Annotated in this window: 15 protein-coding genes and 1 rRNA gene; 1 reads left to right on the top strand and 15 read right to left on the bottom strand. The window is 40.5% G+C overall.

Going from position 1 to position 13,681, the window contains the following annotated elements:
* Window positions 1–176 precede the first annotated feature (176 nt).
* The 3 genes from AC1DVB_RS09850 to metG form a co-directional block, all read right to left on the bottom strand.
* Window positions 177–1,331: a G5 and 3D domain-containing protein gene (locus AC1DVB_RS09850; protein ID WP_241637883.1), complete on the bottom strand. Its 1,155-nt coding sequence runs from the start codon at window positions 1,329–1,331 to the stop codon at window positions 177–179.
* A gap of 278 nt (window positions 1,332–1,609) precedes the next feature.
* Entirely contained in the window at window positions 1,610–2,377 is a 768-nt protein-coding gene (locus AC1DVB_RS09845) for a TatD family hydrolase (protein ID WP_057276490.1), read from the bottom strand.
* Window positions 2,378–2,586: 209 nt separating this feature from the next.
* On the bottom strand, window positions 2,587–4,548 hold the full coding sequence (gene metG / locus AC1DVB_RS09840) for a methionine--tRNA ligase (RefSeq protein ID WP_095679967.1): 1,962 nt from the start codon (window positions 4,546–4,548) through the stop codon (window positions 2,587–2,589).
* 618 nt (window positions 4,549–5,166) lie between these two features.
* Here metG and AC1DVB_RS09835 point away from each other — a divergent pair.
* Window positions 5,167–5,451, top strand: coding sequence for an AbrB/MazE/SpoVT family DNA-binding domain-containing protein (locus AC1DVB_RS09835; RefSeq protein ID WP_034316356.1), 285 nt, complete (start codon window positions 5,167–5,169; stop codon window positions 5,449–5,451).
* A gap of 46 nt (window positions 5,452–5,497) precedes the next feature.
* Here the strand turns inward: AC1DVB_RS09835 and rsmI are convergent, their stop codons facing one another.
* The 12 genes from rsmI to rrf form a co-directional block, all read right to left on the bottom strand.
* On the bottom strand, window positions 5,498–6,379 hold the full coding sequence (rsmI, locus tag AC1DVB_RS09830) for a 16S rRNA (cytidine(1402)-2'-O)-methyltransferase (protein ID WP_057276488.1): 882 nt from the start codon (window positions 6,377–6,379) through the stop codon (window positions 5,498–5,500).
* A gap of 1 nt (window position 6,380) precedes the next feature.
* The gene (locus tag AC1DVB_RS09825) at window positions 6,381–6,641 is read right to left on the bottom strand and encodes a GIY-YIG nuclease family protein (RefSeq protein WP_034316360.1); all 261 of its coding nucleotides are present in this window, start codon (window positions 6,639–6,641) and stop codon (window positions 6,381–6,383) included.
* A complete protein-coding gene (locus tag AC1DVB_RS09820) occupies window positions 6,628–7,371 on the bottom strand; it encodes a tRNA1(Val) (adenine(37)-N6)-methyltransferase (protein WP_034316362.1) in 744 nt (247 codons plus the stop codon). The genes AC1DVB_RS09825 and AC1DVB_RS09820 overlap by 14 nt, the downstream gene beginning before the upstream one ends.
* A 176-nt stretch (window positions 7,372–7,547) precedes the next feature.
* A complete protein-coding gene (gene yabA / locus AC1DVB_RS09815) occupies window positions 7,548–7,922 on the bottom strand; it encodes a DNA replication initiation control protein YabA (RefSeq protein ID WP_034316364.1) in 375 nt (124 codons plus the stop codon).
* Between the two features lie 14 nt (window positions 7,923–7,936).
* Window positions 7,937–8,767 (bottom strand): PSP1 domain-containing protein, encoded by an 831-nt coding sequence (locus AC1DVB_RS09810; protein ID WP_095679968.1) that lies wholly within the window; start codon window positions 8,765–8,767, stop codon window positions 7,937–7,939.
* A 1-nt stretch (window position 8,768) separates the two neighbouring features.
* Window positions 8,769–9,773, bottom strand: a complete 1,005-nt coding sequence (holB, locus tag AC1DVB_RS09805) for a DNA polymerase III subunit delta' (RefSeq protein ID WP_477589114.1) — start codon at window positions 9,771–9,773, stop codon at window positions 8,769–8,771.
* An 8-nt stretch (window positions 9,774–9,781) separates the two neighbouring features.
* Window positions 9,782–10,222 carry a YaaR family protein gene (locus AC1DVB_RS09800; protein ID WP_057276486.1) on the bottom strand — a complete coding sequence of 147 codons (441 nt, stop codon included), beginning with the start codon at window positions 10,220–10,222 and terminating at the stop codon, window positions 9,782–9,784.
* A gap of 24 nt (window positions 10,223–10,246) precedes the next feature.
* A complete protein-coding gene (locus AC1DVB_RS09795; protein WP_477589112.1) occupies window positions 10,247–10,576 on the bottom strand; it encodes a cyclic-di-AMP receptor in 330 nt (109 codons plus the stop codon).
* An 85-nt stretch (window positions 10,577–10,661) separates the two neighbouring features.
* Window positions 10,662–11,303, bottom strand: a complete 642-nt coding sequence (gene tmk, locus AC1DVB_RS09790; RefSeq protein WP_034316371.1) for a dTMP kinase — start codon at window positions 11,301–11,303, stop codon at window positions 10,662–10,664.
* A gap of 39 nt (window positions 11,304–11,342) precedes the next feature.
* Complete coding sequence (locus AC1DVB_RS09785; RefSeq protein WP_057276485.1) at window positions 11,343–12,797, bottom strand: aminotransferase class I/II-fold pyridoxal phosphate-dependent enzyme; 1,455 nt, start codon at window positions 12,795–12,797, stop codon at window positions 11,343–11,345.
* A gap of 239 nt (window positions 12,798–13,036) precedes the next feature.
* Window positions 13,037–13,255 carry a sigma factor G inhibitor Gin gene (locus AC1DVB_RS09780; protein WP_082609258.1) on the bottom strand — a complete coding sequence of 73 codons (219 nt, stop codon included), beginning with the start codon at window positions 13,253–13,255 and terminating at the stop codon, window positions 13,037–13,039.
* 211 nt (window positions 13,256–13,466) lie between these two features.
* Window positions 13,467–13,582, bottom strand: a 5S ribosomal RNA gene (gene rrf, locus AC1DVB_RS09775).
* Between the last annotated feature and the right edge of the window lie 99 nt (window positions 13,583–13,681).

The raw sequence follows: 13,681 nt of genomic DNA, 5'->3' as shown, positions 1-13,681 counted from the left end.
AAAAACTTTTTTGGGTAAAGAAGATCATTTATGAAAGTTTACACGCATATATTGAAATCTTATGGAATGGTGAGACGTCTATCTTATTAAAACAGTTTTACATGGGGTTTTTCAACAAATGGAAAATAAAACGCAAAAAACAGGAGACGAATTCATCTCCTGCGAGAGAAACCTTATTAGTCCAATACGCGAATCTTTACTCTCTTTACACCCCAGCGATAGGCATCGTTTTTTGAAGAAAAGAAGACGTCAATCCTATTTCCCTTTATTGCTCCGCCTTTATCAGCTGCTACAGCATAGCCATATCCCTCTACATATACTTTCGACCCCATGGGAATTACGCTTGGATCGACAGCAATGATTTTCGCACCCGGATTACTCTTTAGATCTACTCCTGTGGACGTGACTCCGGAACAGCCCTTACAACTGGCAGTATAAGCTGTTGAAGATACGTATATTTCCTTTCCACTTGAAGAACTAACGTTAGTTACTCCCCGTGATGCCTGTGCAACCGTCGTTCGAGTTCCGACCGTTACAACTTTATCCTGCTTTTTATTAACTACTTTTTCTGAAAGTAATTCTCTTTTGACCTCTTTGCCATTTTCTTTAACAACTTCATATTTCTTGGAAACGAGTCCATCTTTTCCTTCTTTGACAATTTTCTCTTTCCCTTTTGATAAAGAGTCATCTTTTTTAGTTATGACAGCAAAGTCAACTGGTTCTTCCACTACATCGGTGACTTTTTCAATTCGAACTACGTTTACCGTATTCTCAGCTTTAACTTTTTCGGTTAATTCTGGCTCAACTCGATCCAAATCATTGAGTTTTACTCCTTGTTGCTTTAAAAAGTCAGCGACAGTAGTCGAAGTTGACCATACCTGCTTTTCGTCTCCACCCACCACTAATTTCAGTGAAAAGGCTTTGTCTATGGCAACTTCCATATTCGCTTTCAGCTTCGTACTTTTTGAAGGGGTGATCTTATCCTGTTCCTTCACACTTAGATTTTGGTCTTTTAAAAGTTCATCTACCGTATCTGCGGTGGACCAGACTTCCTTCTTCTTACCATCCTGTACCATGACGATTTTTTGTGCAGGCTTCCAAACCACCTCCAAATCATCATCAACCTTTGTGGCTCTTGATGGGTGGACATAATCTGCGGCTTGAACCTTAATCTCTAAATCTTCCAACATATCATTTACAGTAGCCGCGTGTGTACGCACTACCTCTTTTTTTCCATCTAGCATGATTGTTACTGTATCCTTTGTTCCTTGATATATAAGTATTCCCAATGCTGTAGAAACAAGAATAGCACTGCAAATGGCCATTGCCATTCTCTTCTTCCCAAAAGGTTTGGGAATAAGGTTTTTCATAGTTTTTAATAGAATGAAAAACTCCTCCTTCCTCCCGGTGATTATATAGACTTAGTTATCAAGCTGTCAACCCATTCACTTCTCATTCAGGAAATTACTACCTATTATGCRTATTCCATATTGAAAAGGAAAGGGCGACTTCTCGACATAATAAGCCTATAGTTGGAGTGAAATTTGTTGAAACCTTAAAAAAATCGATTTTAGCTAGCAAACCCCGGGAGATATTGTAAAAAAAAATGTCAGTTAATGCCGAATAATTTCTTGGCATTTTCCGTTGTTGCCTGGGAAACTTCCTCTATTGTAAGCTGTTTGATTTCTGCAATTTGTTCAGCGACAAGTTTCACATATGAAGGTTCATTACGCTTCCCTCTATATGGATGTGGAGCCAAGTATGGACAATCGGTCTCAATCAGTAAACGGTCTAAAGGTACGGCTGCTGCCACTTCCTTAGGTTTTTTTGCATTCTTGAAGGTCACAGGGCCTCCCAATGAAATATAAAAATTCATATTGATGCACTCCATAGCCGTTTCTGCACTTCCGCTAAAGCAATGCATGATGCCCCCAACCCTTGATGCCTCTTCTTCCTTCAGTATGTTCACGATATCCGCGGTCGCTTCCCGATTATGGATGATAATGGGCAGCCCCACCTTTTTGGCCAATCGAATCTGCTTCCTGAACACCTCCATTTGAACATCTTTCGGAGATTTATCCCAATGATAATCCAGGCCCATCTCCCCAATGGCCACAACCTTTGGATGATTGGATAATTCCTCGATCCATTGTAAGTCGTCTTCTGTCATATCTATAGCATCCACAGGATGCCATCCGACTGCGGCATACATGAAATCATAAGTTTCTATTAATTCCATTGCCCTTATAATGGTAGGCCGGTCAAAACCGACGACTACCATATTATCGACCCCTGCTTCCTTAGCTCTTTCTATTACGTCTTCGAGATCCTCGTTGAATTGTTCCGCATTAACATGTACATGTGTGTCAAATAACATTATTTTTCTTCCTTTCTAGCACTATTTTATAAAAAAATGAAAGTTTTATGTTTCACATTTAGGTAACAAACAGATTACAAAAGAGGCAGTATGCCCAATTAATAAATGTAGAACCAAAAACTAAACCTATATTACGTTACTTTTTCCAAAAGCATAAAGAAAAAAACATAAAAATGTTTCATATGAAACACCTTTATGTTTTCATCCGTTTATTTCACCTTTGAACCATTTGGAATCGATGAATCTATTGTAGCGACTGAGAGCACATCATCCTGGCTTCCCGCCAAAATCATTCCTTGAGAGAGCTCGCCACGAAGTTTAACAGGTTTCAAATTCGTGACACATATCACTTTTTTGCCTACTAAATCTTCTGGTTTATAGTGCTGTGCAATGCCTGATACGACTTGCCGTTTCTCATAACCCAAATCAAGCTGAAGTTTAAGAAGCTTATCCGCCTTCTTTACAGGCTCAACTGCCATTACCTCAGCAACACGCAGCTCCACTTTTGTAAAGTCATCAATAGTGATTTCATCAACCTCGGGAATCGTCTCTTCCACTTTTTCCTCGGCCTTAGGGGCATCCCCCTGCATTTGTTCTTTAATATATAAAACTTCCTCTTCCATATCCAAACGAGGGAAGATCGGGTCTCCCTTCAAGACTTTTGTTTCAGCAGGAATTTGACCGAACTCCGCTAAACTGTCCCAGGATTTCAACACATCATCTTTGATGCTAAGCTGAGCAAAGATCTTTTCCGGTGTTTGCGTCAAGAATGGTTTCAAAAGGATTGCCGTCCTGCGTAATGATTCCGCCAAATGAACCATGACACTGGCAAGGTCTTGTTTCTTTGATTCATCTTTAGCAAGAGTCCATGGCTGGGTCTCATCAATGAATTTATTTGTTCTGCTCACGAGTTGCCAAATGGATGTCAGTGCAACTGAAAATTCCATGTTTTCCATTGCTTCCTCATACTTGCCAACCGTTTCTTGGTTCATTTCAAGCAAAGCTTTTTCGAATTCGCCATTGGATCCTTCGTAATTTGGAATCACACCATCAAAATATTTATTGACCATTGCAACTGTTCGATTTAATAAATTCCCTAAATCATTGGCCAGGTCAAAATTGATCCGTTCCACAAACCCTTCCGGTGTAAATACCCCATCGGAACCAAATGGTACTTCACGCAATAAATAGTAGCGTAAAGAATCCAAACCGTAACGATCGATCAATGTAACGGGATCCACTACATTTCCTTTTGATTTGGACATTTTACCATCTTTCATGAGAAGCCATCCGTGGGCGAAGACTTTCTTTGGAAGCGGCACGTCAAGAGCCATTAACATGATCGGCCAATAAATTGTATGGAAACGAACGATTTCCTTTCCGACCAGATGTACATCTGCCGGCCAATAATTCAAGTATTTAGAATCATTGTCCGTTCCATACCCTAATGCCGTTATATAATTGGTCAAAGCATCTATCCATACATAAATGACATGCTTTGGATCTCCCGGCACCTTGATGCCCCAATCGAAAGTAGTACGTGAAACGGCCAGATCTTCCAATCCAGGCTTGATGAAGTTATTGATCATTTCGTTTTTGCGGGATTCCGGCTGAATGAAATCCGGGTTTTCCTCATAAAACTTAAGTAACCGATCCGCATATTTACTCATCTTAAAGAAATAAGATTCCTCTTTCACCTTTTCAACAGGCCTGCCGCAATCAGGACAGTTTCCATTGCTCTCTTCGACTTGACGTTCCGTGAAGAAAGATTCGCAAGGTGTACAATATAATCCTTCATATTGGTCTAAATATATATCACCCTGGTCCAATAACCTTTTGAAAATCTTGGCTACGACCTCTTTATGGCGATCTTCCGTCGTCCTGATGAAATCATCATATGAAATATCAAGCTTTTCCCAGAGTTCTTTGATCCCTGATACGATATTATCTACATATTGCTGTGGAGTGATTCCTTCCTCAGCCGCTTTACGCTGGATTTTTTGACCATGTTCATCAGTTCCTGTTAAATACATGACATCGAAGCCACGCATCCTTTTATAACGAGCCATGGCATCCCCTGCCACTGTCGTATACGCGTGCCCTATATGTAAATTGCCACTCGGATAATATATGGGTGTCGTGATATAGAATGTTTTTAATTTATCTTGCACTTCGTTCCCTCCTCATCATTTGAAAAACCGGCTATGGGACTGGCCCAAGCCATAAGAATATATTTAAGCTATTATCTCTATTTTAACGCTATATACAATTCTGTGCGACAATAATCACTAATCTAATCATCATGTTAATAGAATAAAAAAATAATAAATAGACTCAACTTAAAAATAAGAGTACTTCCCTTCTGTCAGCATTACCTCTTACCTCAACAAAATATACCTAAATTTCTTTTTTTGTGCAACAACTCACATATTCGTAAACTTTTTCAGAAAATTATCCTTAATTCAGAACTTTTGTTTTGAAACTAAAATATATTTAATCATATAATAGGGAAGTATGTTTTCATATGCATACTTTGTCGAAATGTGGTGAAGGGAGCATTTCTTTGTATCCTGCATTTCTTTACTTTTAAAGGCATAACCGGTTTTTTCTCTTTAAAAGCCATTTTGTCACACTAAATGGCCCCTGCTATTTCTTACAAAAAAATGAAAATAAATCATTGACGAATTTGGGAATGGCTGGTATTATAAATTTATAAAAAAATTTGTCGAATAATGGCGAAAAAAATAGAAATAGGGTACTAGATTGTAACTGAGAGGAGAATTTTTTAAATGAAATCTACAGGTATTGTTCGTAAAGTTGATGAGTTAGGCCGGGTGGTTATTCCAATCGAACTTCGTCGTACATTGGGTATCGCTGAGAAGGACGCTCTTGAAATCTATGTGGATGATGAGCGCATCATCTTGAAAAAATACAAACCAAACATGACTTGCCAAGTTACAGGTGAAGTTTCCGATAACAACCTTACACTTGCCAATGGTAAATTGATTCTTAGTCGTGAAGGTGCAGAATTACTTATTCAAGAAATTCAACAAAGCTTCACTGCTTCTAAATAAATGATAAAAAAACTTCCGTTCTTCGGAAGTTTTTTTATGCTTATTATTATTGTATATCAATGTGAAAAGCTTGATATACATCGCGTTTTTGCATATTGCGATCTTTTGCGACCTGCTTGATTGCGTCCTTTGAAGTGAACTCCTTGGTTTCTATATAATGATTAACATGACCGACGATATCTAGGGCCATCCACCAAGCTTCTTCCGATTCATCCTCCGACCATTGCCCGCCTTCAATTATTAAACAGAACTCACCGCGAATTTCGGACTCCACCGCCCATGTCAAGGCCTCACTCACAGTCCCTCGAATGAACTCTTCAAATTTCTTGGTTAACTCCCGGCATAATACTATACGACGGTCACCTAAAATTTCATGCATATGTTTCAATGTTTCTTTCAATCGATGTGGCGATTCATAAACGATCCAAGTTGATTCCATTTTTTTCAACTTTTCCAGTTCCTGCTTTTTTTCTTTTGCTCCCCTTTGTAAAAAACCATAGAAGTAAAAAGGCTGGGGAACCAGTCCAGATGCGATCAATGCAGTTAATGCAGCATTTGCCCCCGGCAACGGAATGACTTTAAACTGCTCGGCAATGGCATCTTTGACGAGTTCATATCCCGGGTCGGATATTGTCGGCAAGCCAGCATCACTTACTAATGCGATGACCTCTCCAGATCGAAGCCTCTCAAGCATTTGCTTCCCGCTATATTCCTTATTATGTTCATGATAGCTGACGATAGGTGTCGAAATTTCAAAGTAGTTACATAATTTCTTCGTATTTCGCGTGTCCTCAGCAGCAATGACATCCGCTTCCTTTAAGATTCTTAAAGCCCGGAAACTCATATCCTCAAGGTTTCCTATCGGTGTAGGAACCAGATATAGAGCCGGCTCCAATCCTTCTTTTTCAAAACTCTTTTGCTGCCACATATCATGTATCCTCCTTTGCCATCCACTTTTCCTTTTGTTTTCTTGTTAATTGCTTAAATTTATATTCAGCCTGCATGGCCAATGTCCGTGTTTCGAATATTTCATGATAAATCAGTTCAACCGGTGTCCGGCCACGTGTATACTTAGCGCCCCTGCCTTGATTATGAACATCAATCCTGCGGTGCAAATCATTGGTATACCCAGCATAATAGCTGCCGTCCCTGCACTTTAAAACATAAAAATAATGCTTATTCCTCTCCATATAGAATCCTTCTGATTTCGGGATTATACTCATTTTGATCATTATATACAACAAGCGGGGGAAGAATCTTTAAATCAGGGTTGCCGTCCTTTATCCCTTCAATAAGAATCGTATTCGCTTCTTTTGAACTCTTAGGATAAACGAATTGCAGTCGCTTCGGTTCAATTCTGTACATCCTCATGAAATGCAGGATATCCATAAGACGGCCCGGTCTATGAACGAATGCGGCTTTCCCACCTTGACGCAGCAATTGGCTTGAAACCCGCATGACATCCTCAAGATTACACATGATTTCATGTCGGGCAATTGCAAAGTGCTCATTTTTGTTAATTTCCTCGATGGATGGCGTCGGGAAATAGGGTGGATTGCAAGTAACGACATCATATTTGCTATACCCTATCTGCTTTGGAATTTCTTTTATATCTCCATGAATCATCTCGATTTGGGAGGTCACGCCATTATAGTCCATGCTCCTCTGGGCCATGTCATATAACCGCTCTTGAATTTCAACACCGGTAATTGTCCCTTTTGTTCTTGTACTCAGCAGCAAAGGTATGACCCCATTGCCTGAGCAAAGATCGACGATTTTCCCTTTTTGAATCGGTACATTCACGAACCTTGATAATAAAACGGCATCTAATGAAAAAGAGAACACCGATGGGCTCTGGATGATCCTTAAATTCTCAGCCAAAAGATAATCCAGGCGCTCATCTCCATTAAGTTCTACCATTGCTGTTACCCTCCTAATCATGTATGAAAAAGCATGTTTAGGGACCATGCTTCTAAGTTACTGTCGTACAAAAAGGGGCCTGACTCATAGTATGCGTCAGACCCCGAATCACTATATATTGTAAACGGTCTATCTATCACGTAAAAGAGATGGAACATCTTTTATATTATCCATTATCACTTCTTGTTTAAAAAAGATAAACAGAACAGGCAATCCCCTTCTTTTCGTAAACTGCCAAAATGCAGATTGCAAATATGAAAGCCTTCTTGATAGATACGGGCTAAGTTATCATAGCCTTCCCCGATATCCATAACCTTTTCCGCACTTGGAGTACGGTTTTTCACTTTTTGTTTGACCTTAACTGCAGCAGGCGCACTTTCGACTTCCACAAGGCCCAACCGATGGCGCAAATGCTCGTTTTCCAGCTTGACCGACTGATTTTCCTCAAGGATTTCAGCTAAGTTCTGCTTCAATTCTCCAAGCTGCTTATATAATTGGCCTATCTGKGTTTCCATATTGGTCACCGAATCAAAAATATTTTTCTTATCCACGCTCTCCCACCACCTTAATAATCTGTGGCTTGAATAGAAACGGCTCCCTCTTTTAGAATCTCATCTAGAGTATACTCTAATACTCTTTCTTGCCCGATTAGTTCAATCTGAAGTACGCGTTCTAGAATATTAAGCCCCACTACCTTGCCTTTGCCACCAGGCGTATTAATCATTTCACCTAAATCAGGAAGCATTTCCTTCGCACTTTCATACTCATCATTTTCATATTTCAGACAGCACATCAATCGACCGCATAAACCTGAGATTTTTGTAGGGTTTAATGATAAATTCTGATCCTTCGCCATTTTGATGGAAACCGGTTCAAAATCTCCAAGAAATGTGGAGCAACAAAGCATTCTGCCACAAGGTCCGATGCCACCAAGCATCTTTGCCTCATCCCTTACCCCGATTTGGCGCAGTTCTATGCGAGTTCTGAATATGGCAGCTAAATCTTTGACTAAATCACGGAAATCCACGCGACCATCCGCTGTAAAATAAAACACGACTTTATTTCTGTCGAAAGTATATGACACATCAACCAGCTTCATATCCAGCTTATGTTCCACAACCTTTTGACAACATATAGTGTAAGCCTCTTCTGCAGCCGCCTTATTCTCGTCTACAATCAGCTTATCTTTTGAATCAGCGACCCGAAGTACTTTTTTCAATGGCAGGACAACATCGTTTTCATCTACTTGTTTACGGGCTGTAACGACTTTACCGAATTCAACACCGCGGACAGTCTCCACTATTACAAAATCGTCCTTAGGAATTGCGAATTCACCCGGATCGAAGTAGTATATTTTGCCCGCCTTTTTAAAACGGACACCTACAACATCATACAAATCATGATCCCTCCTGCAAATTCAGCACAAGCTGTTCCATCAACAGCTGTGGATTCGTGTTGGACATCAGCTTCCTTTTTGCTTCCAAAATGCAACCCATATGTTCAGCAAGGCGTCTTGGGGAAAGATGAAGAGCGTGAGTTTCAAATTCCTTCAGTTTATTTTGGAACACAACGAAGTCCTTTTTGTCCAACTGAATGTATAATAAATCCTTATATATAAGAAGTAACAAATCAAGACCTCTGTCAACCTGTTCTCTTTCTTTAAAGTGTGTGAACCAATCCGTCTGAAGGTACAGCATTGCCTTCAAGGAATTAAGTTTTAACACTTCATATAATTTTACCACTATTTTTTGAGCTTGTACAAACCATTCATCATGGCTAAGCTCGATTCCAGCTTCCACATTCTGTGTGATGTGGGCAATAACTGAGGCCAGCTGTGGTTCTAACTCCTGTTCTATCAACTTCCGTCTCACATTCTCCGGAGATAATGGCTTGAACGAAATCACTTGGCACCTTGATAATATAGTCGGCAGAATCCTCTGAAGCTGTTCGGTCATCAATATTGCTACAGTATCAGCCGAAGGTTCTTCTAAAAATTTCAATAGACTGTTGGCTGCCCCCACCGACATTTTGTCAGCATCGGCAATCATATAAACCTTCCGATCTGCCTCTACGCTCTTTTTCGAAAATTCTTCCTGAAGCCCCTTGATTTGCTCTTTCTTTATTGAGAGACCGTCTTTTTCTATCAAATGGACATCTGGATGATTCCCACTTGAAATCCGTTTGCAATTCCGACAAAGTTCGCATGGCTCATAACCTGCTGTCGGGGCTTCACATAGTAAGCTTTTGGCAAAGGCATAGCTTATCTCTTGCTTGCCTGTCCCTTTTTCTCCTTCAAATAAATACGCATGAGCCACCCTGTTCTTCGTTATGCTATTTTGCAGCATCGTCATTACCTGCGGCTGAATTTCACTCATGTCCTGCCATGTTTTATCCAAAACCATCAACTCACTTAGGTATATAAATTAATCAGAAGACCTTTAATCTCACCAATCATTTCCAATATTTCAAGCGAACTTTTCTCTTTATTAAGAATTTCCTCGCTTAACTCAACTAATTTTGCATCTATCGTTTCCACGGTTTTCAATGGCCGGCTCTGTCCATATTCATTCCAGCTCGTTGATTGCTTCAGTTCCAGTCCATATTCAACCGCTTCTTTAACAAATCGTTTCACCAATGCTTTATATTTTGCCAATTCCCTAAAAGTACGTGACCTTACTAAACGCTGACCCGCCCCTTCAATATCGCCTATCAAACGGTTTAATGTTTGGATTTGCATCTTTTGATCCTGTGTCTGGACCATTTGTTGAAACCTTCCATTTCCGGTTTGAAACTGTTTGGCATCCTGACGCGATTTATCCGGCTTAATAGGGATATCATGGTTGATTTTCATAATGAACCTCCCTGAAACTAACCGTTAAAATTGTAAAAAGTTTTCAACCGGCAGAACAAAAATGGTCGCACCGCCCACTTGGATCTCCACTGGGTAAGGTACATATGACTCGGCATTCCCACCCATCGGTGAAACCGGTGAAACTAATTGGGATCGTGACTGACAATTCTGTTTGATGATCTGGATGACTTGGTCAACACGTTCATCCTCTGTTCCAATCATAAAAGTCGTATTACCTGATTTTAAAAACCCGCCAGTGCTGGCTAGCTTGGTCGTTCCGAAATTATTTTCCACTAATTGATTCAGCAGGCGATGACTATCCTTGTCTTGAACGACAGCAATGATCATTTTCATTCTCATCATCCTCCGGTTACTCTGAATTTTTACTAACTACATTATATCAAATAGTATTGGTTGAATAATATGGAAACCTATATAATCAGTTTCCCGCCTTCGCTAAAAAATCCAATAGGCCGGCTTTCGTTTCCTCAAAGACTTCATCTATTGACCGGCCAGCATCCACGATAATGAAACGTTCTTTCCATCTATTTATAATGAACTGATACCCTTCACAAACTTTTTTATGAAAGTCGAGGGCTTCAAGATCCAGCCGGTTCACTTCCCGTTCCCCATTGGACTGGATGCGTCTCAATCCCTCTTCTGGGTCGATATCAAAAAAGAGCGTGGCATCTGGCATCATATCTCCAATTGCAAATTTATTGATATTGTAAACTTCTTCTATATCCAAACCTCTTGCATGACCCTGATAGGCTAACGAGCTATCTATAAACCGGTCACAGAGGACAATTCCCCCTCGTTCCAGCTCAGGCATGACCACTTCCACTAAATGCTGACGCCTTGCTGCTGCGTATAATAAAGCCTCTGTCCTCGAGTCCATGGCTGTATTATCTTTATTAAGGATCACTTCCCTAATTTGCTCCGAAATGGGAACTCCCCCTGGCTCACGGGTTAATAGAACTTGATAGCCTTCTTGTTGCAGAGCCTTGCCAAGCATTTGGGTAATGGTTGTTTTCCCGGCACCCTCTGGCCCTTCCATTGTTATAAAAATACCACGTTTCATCGATGTACCTCCAAGGTTCTTTGTATGTAGTATATCATTTTAACCCGTCTGCCCGCTTTCATAAACGATTAATTCTCCATTTGAAAGGGAGGAACCACCTTGAAACCTTGATCCCATTTCCAGCAGTCTCCGCAAATTGGATATATGTTCAGGAGTAATCATTTCCCCGGACATAATTAAAGGGATGCCCGGCGGATAAGGAATGACCATCTCGGCGGATACCTCTCCGATTGCTTTCCGTAATGCGACAGGTCTTGCTTTGCTATGCTTCATGACGGAGTAGGGCATTTCAAGCCCTGCCATTGACCTTCCATCAGGCCAGAGGACCCGAAGAACTGCTTCCTTGTTTCCAATTCTGTCTTGAGTGGCACTTTTTATAGTTTGTATGATTTCATGAAAAGGAAAATCGGTACCCCTTTTTAATAAGGGTAAAATCATTAATAAATTATCAGGATCAGCCAACTCCGTAAAAATGCCTTTGGCTTCACATAGCTGCTGTAACTCAAATCCACTTAAACCATTTGTTGATTGAATGACTACTTTTAGCGGGTCTGCCAAGGTGCCTGGCGGCGCCTCCAACACCCTTACTGTCTGCAGGGCACCCAGTTTTCCTCTGAAGTCCGATATCTTTTCAATAAGGAATTTTTTATCTTCTGATGTATAAGCGGCTAAATAGGCCCTGGCCAAGTCGAGCGAACCCATAATTGGGTAAGATGGACTGCTGGACTGAAGCATTTGTAAATAGAATGATGCTTGGCCAACATCAATTAAGGATGAATTCACATGAAGAAATGACCCCATCGTCATGGCCGGCAGTGTTTTATGCGCTGAATGGACAACGGCGTCTGCCCCTGCCAAAATAGCCGACTTGGGAAACGGACTTCCTAACTGAAAATGAGCGCCATGTGCCTCGTCCACCAGCACTGGGATCCCCCTTTGATGTGCGAGTCTTACCATTTCCGTCAAGTCTTCACCAATTCCATAATAATTAGGATAGGTAATAATGATGGCTTTTGCATCTGGATGTACACTCAAGGCTTCTTCAATTAAATTTGATCCCACACCGCCGGCAATGCCCCATTTCTCATAATAATCCGGTTGCAAAAAAATCGGTTGTACATTCGCTAACATCAATCCATGTAAAATTGACTTATGGCAGTTTCTTTGGACAAGGACTTTATCACCTTCCCGGCAGGCAGCAAGAATCATGGCAATGTTGCCTACTGTGGACCCATTAACGAGAAAATAACTCCGCTTTACCCCATATAGATCAGCGAGTAGTTGCTCGGACTTTAAAATGGCCCCCTCTGGAGCATGCAGGTCATCTAAGCCGCTTATTTCCGTGGCATCAATACCAAGCAGGGGGTTGTATAAGGCTTGGCCCTTTTTATTAAACACCCGTCCATTTTTATGCCCTGGGACATGCAGGGATATGGAGCTTTTTTTATGAAAAGCACTCATTGCATCGAACAATGGTGTCTGTGATTGATTCATTTTTCTCTTCCCTCATATCATAGTATTTTTTCATTTTATCAAATAAGTATAATTTTATCTCATATTGCGTCGACAGAAAGGCAATTATGCATCTCTGAACAGTCTGTTTGGAGGGAACTCATAGAAACATGGGAGCATGTTGCCAAGCATTCTTCTAAAGTACCAAAAAAAGAATCAGAGACTAAAGAAACACACATTTCTTTTATCTCTGATTCTTTAACTTTCCACAAACTATTTTTTCATGATAATATTTCAGGATTAGTGACTTTTCTTAATTTCTTTAAGTAATATTGGTACTTGGGATCGTTCGTATCCGTCCCGATCATATCCCTTTCGCATTCCTCACAAATAAAAGTCGTATATAGATGTATACCCATCCCTTTTACTTGTTCACAAACCGCGCACGTTTCCCCTGCCGTTGTTTTGGTTGTTGTTGTCCCCAACATCTCCACCTCCATACATGCATTCTCCCCAAAAACCATTGTTCGCATACATTGATTTAAATAGTTTAAGAGAACCCGGGGATGCTTTTAACAATGTATGATGAAGAATTTCAATACGTGTATGTCTTCATAAAAGTTTCCATAATTGATAATCCCTTTATATCCAATGATTTTTCTTTGCATTAAGCAAAAAAAAGACCAGCCGGATGGCTGATCTTTTTAAATGGCTTGGCGGCGTCCTACTCTCACAGGGGGAAACCCCCAACTACCATCGGCGCTGAAGAGCTTAACTGCCGTGTTCGGAATGGGAACGGGTGTGACCTCTTCGCTATCGCCACCAAACATAAAAGGAACGTTGTTCCTTCAAAACTAGATAATAAGAAGGTATTTCATTTTTTAAAAAGCGTTGGTTAAGTCCTCGATCTATTAGTATCAGTCGTC

This window comes from Peribacillus sp. P4_D6, from assembly GCF_056401795.1.
The sequence above is the reverse complement of the archived record's forward strand: the minus strand, read 5'-3'. Positions and strand labels throughout refer to the sequence as shown.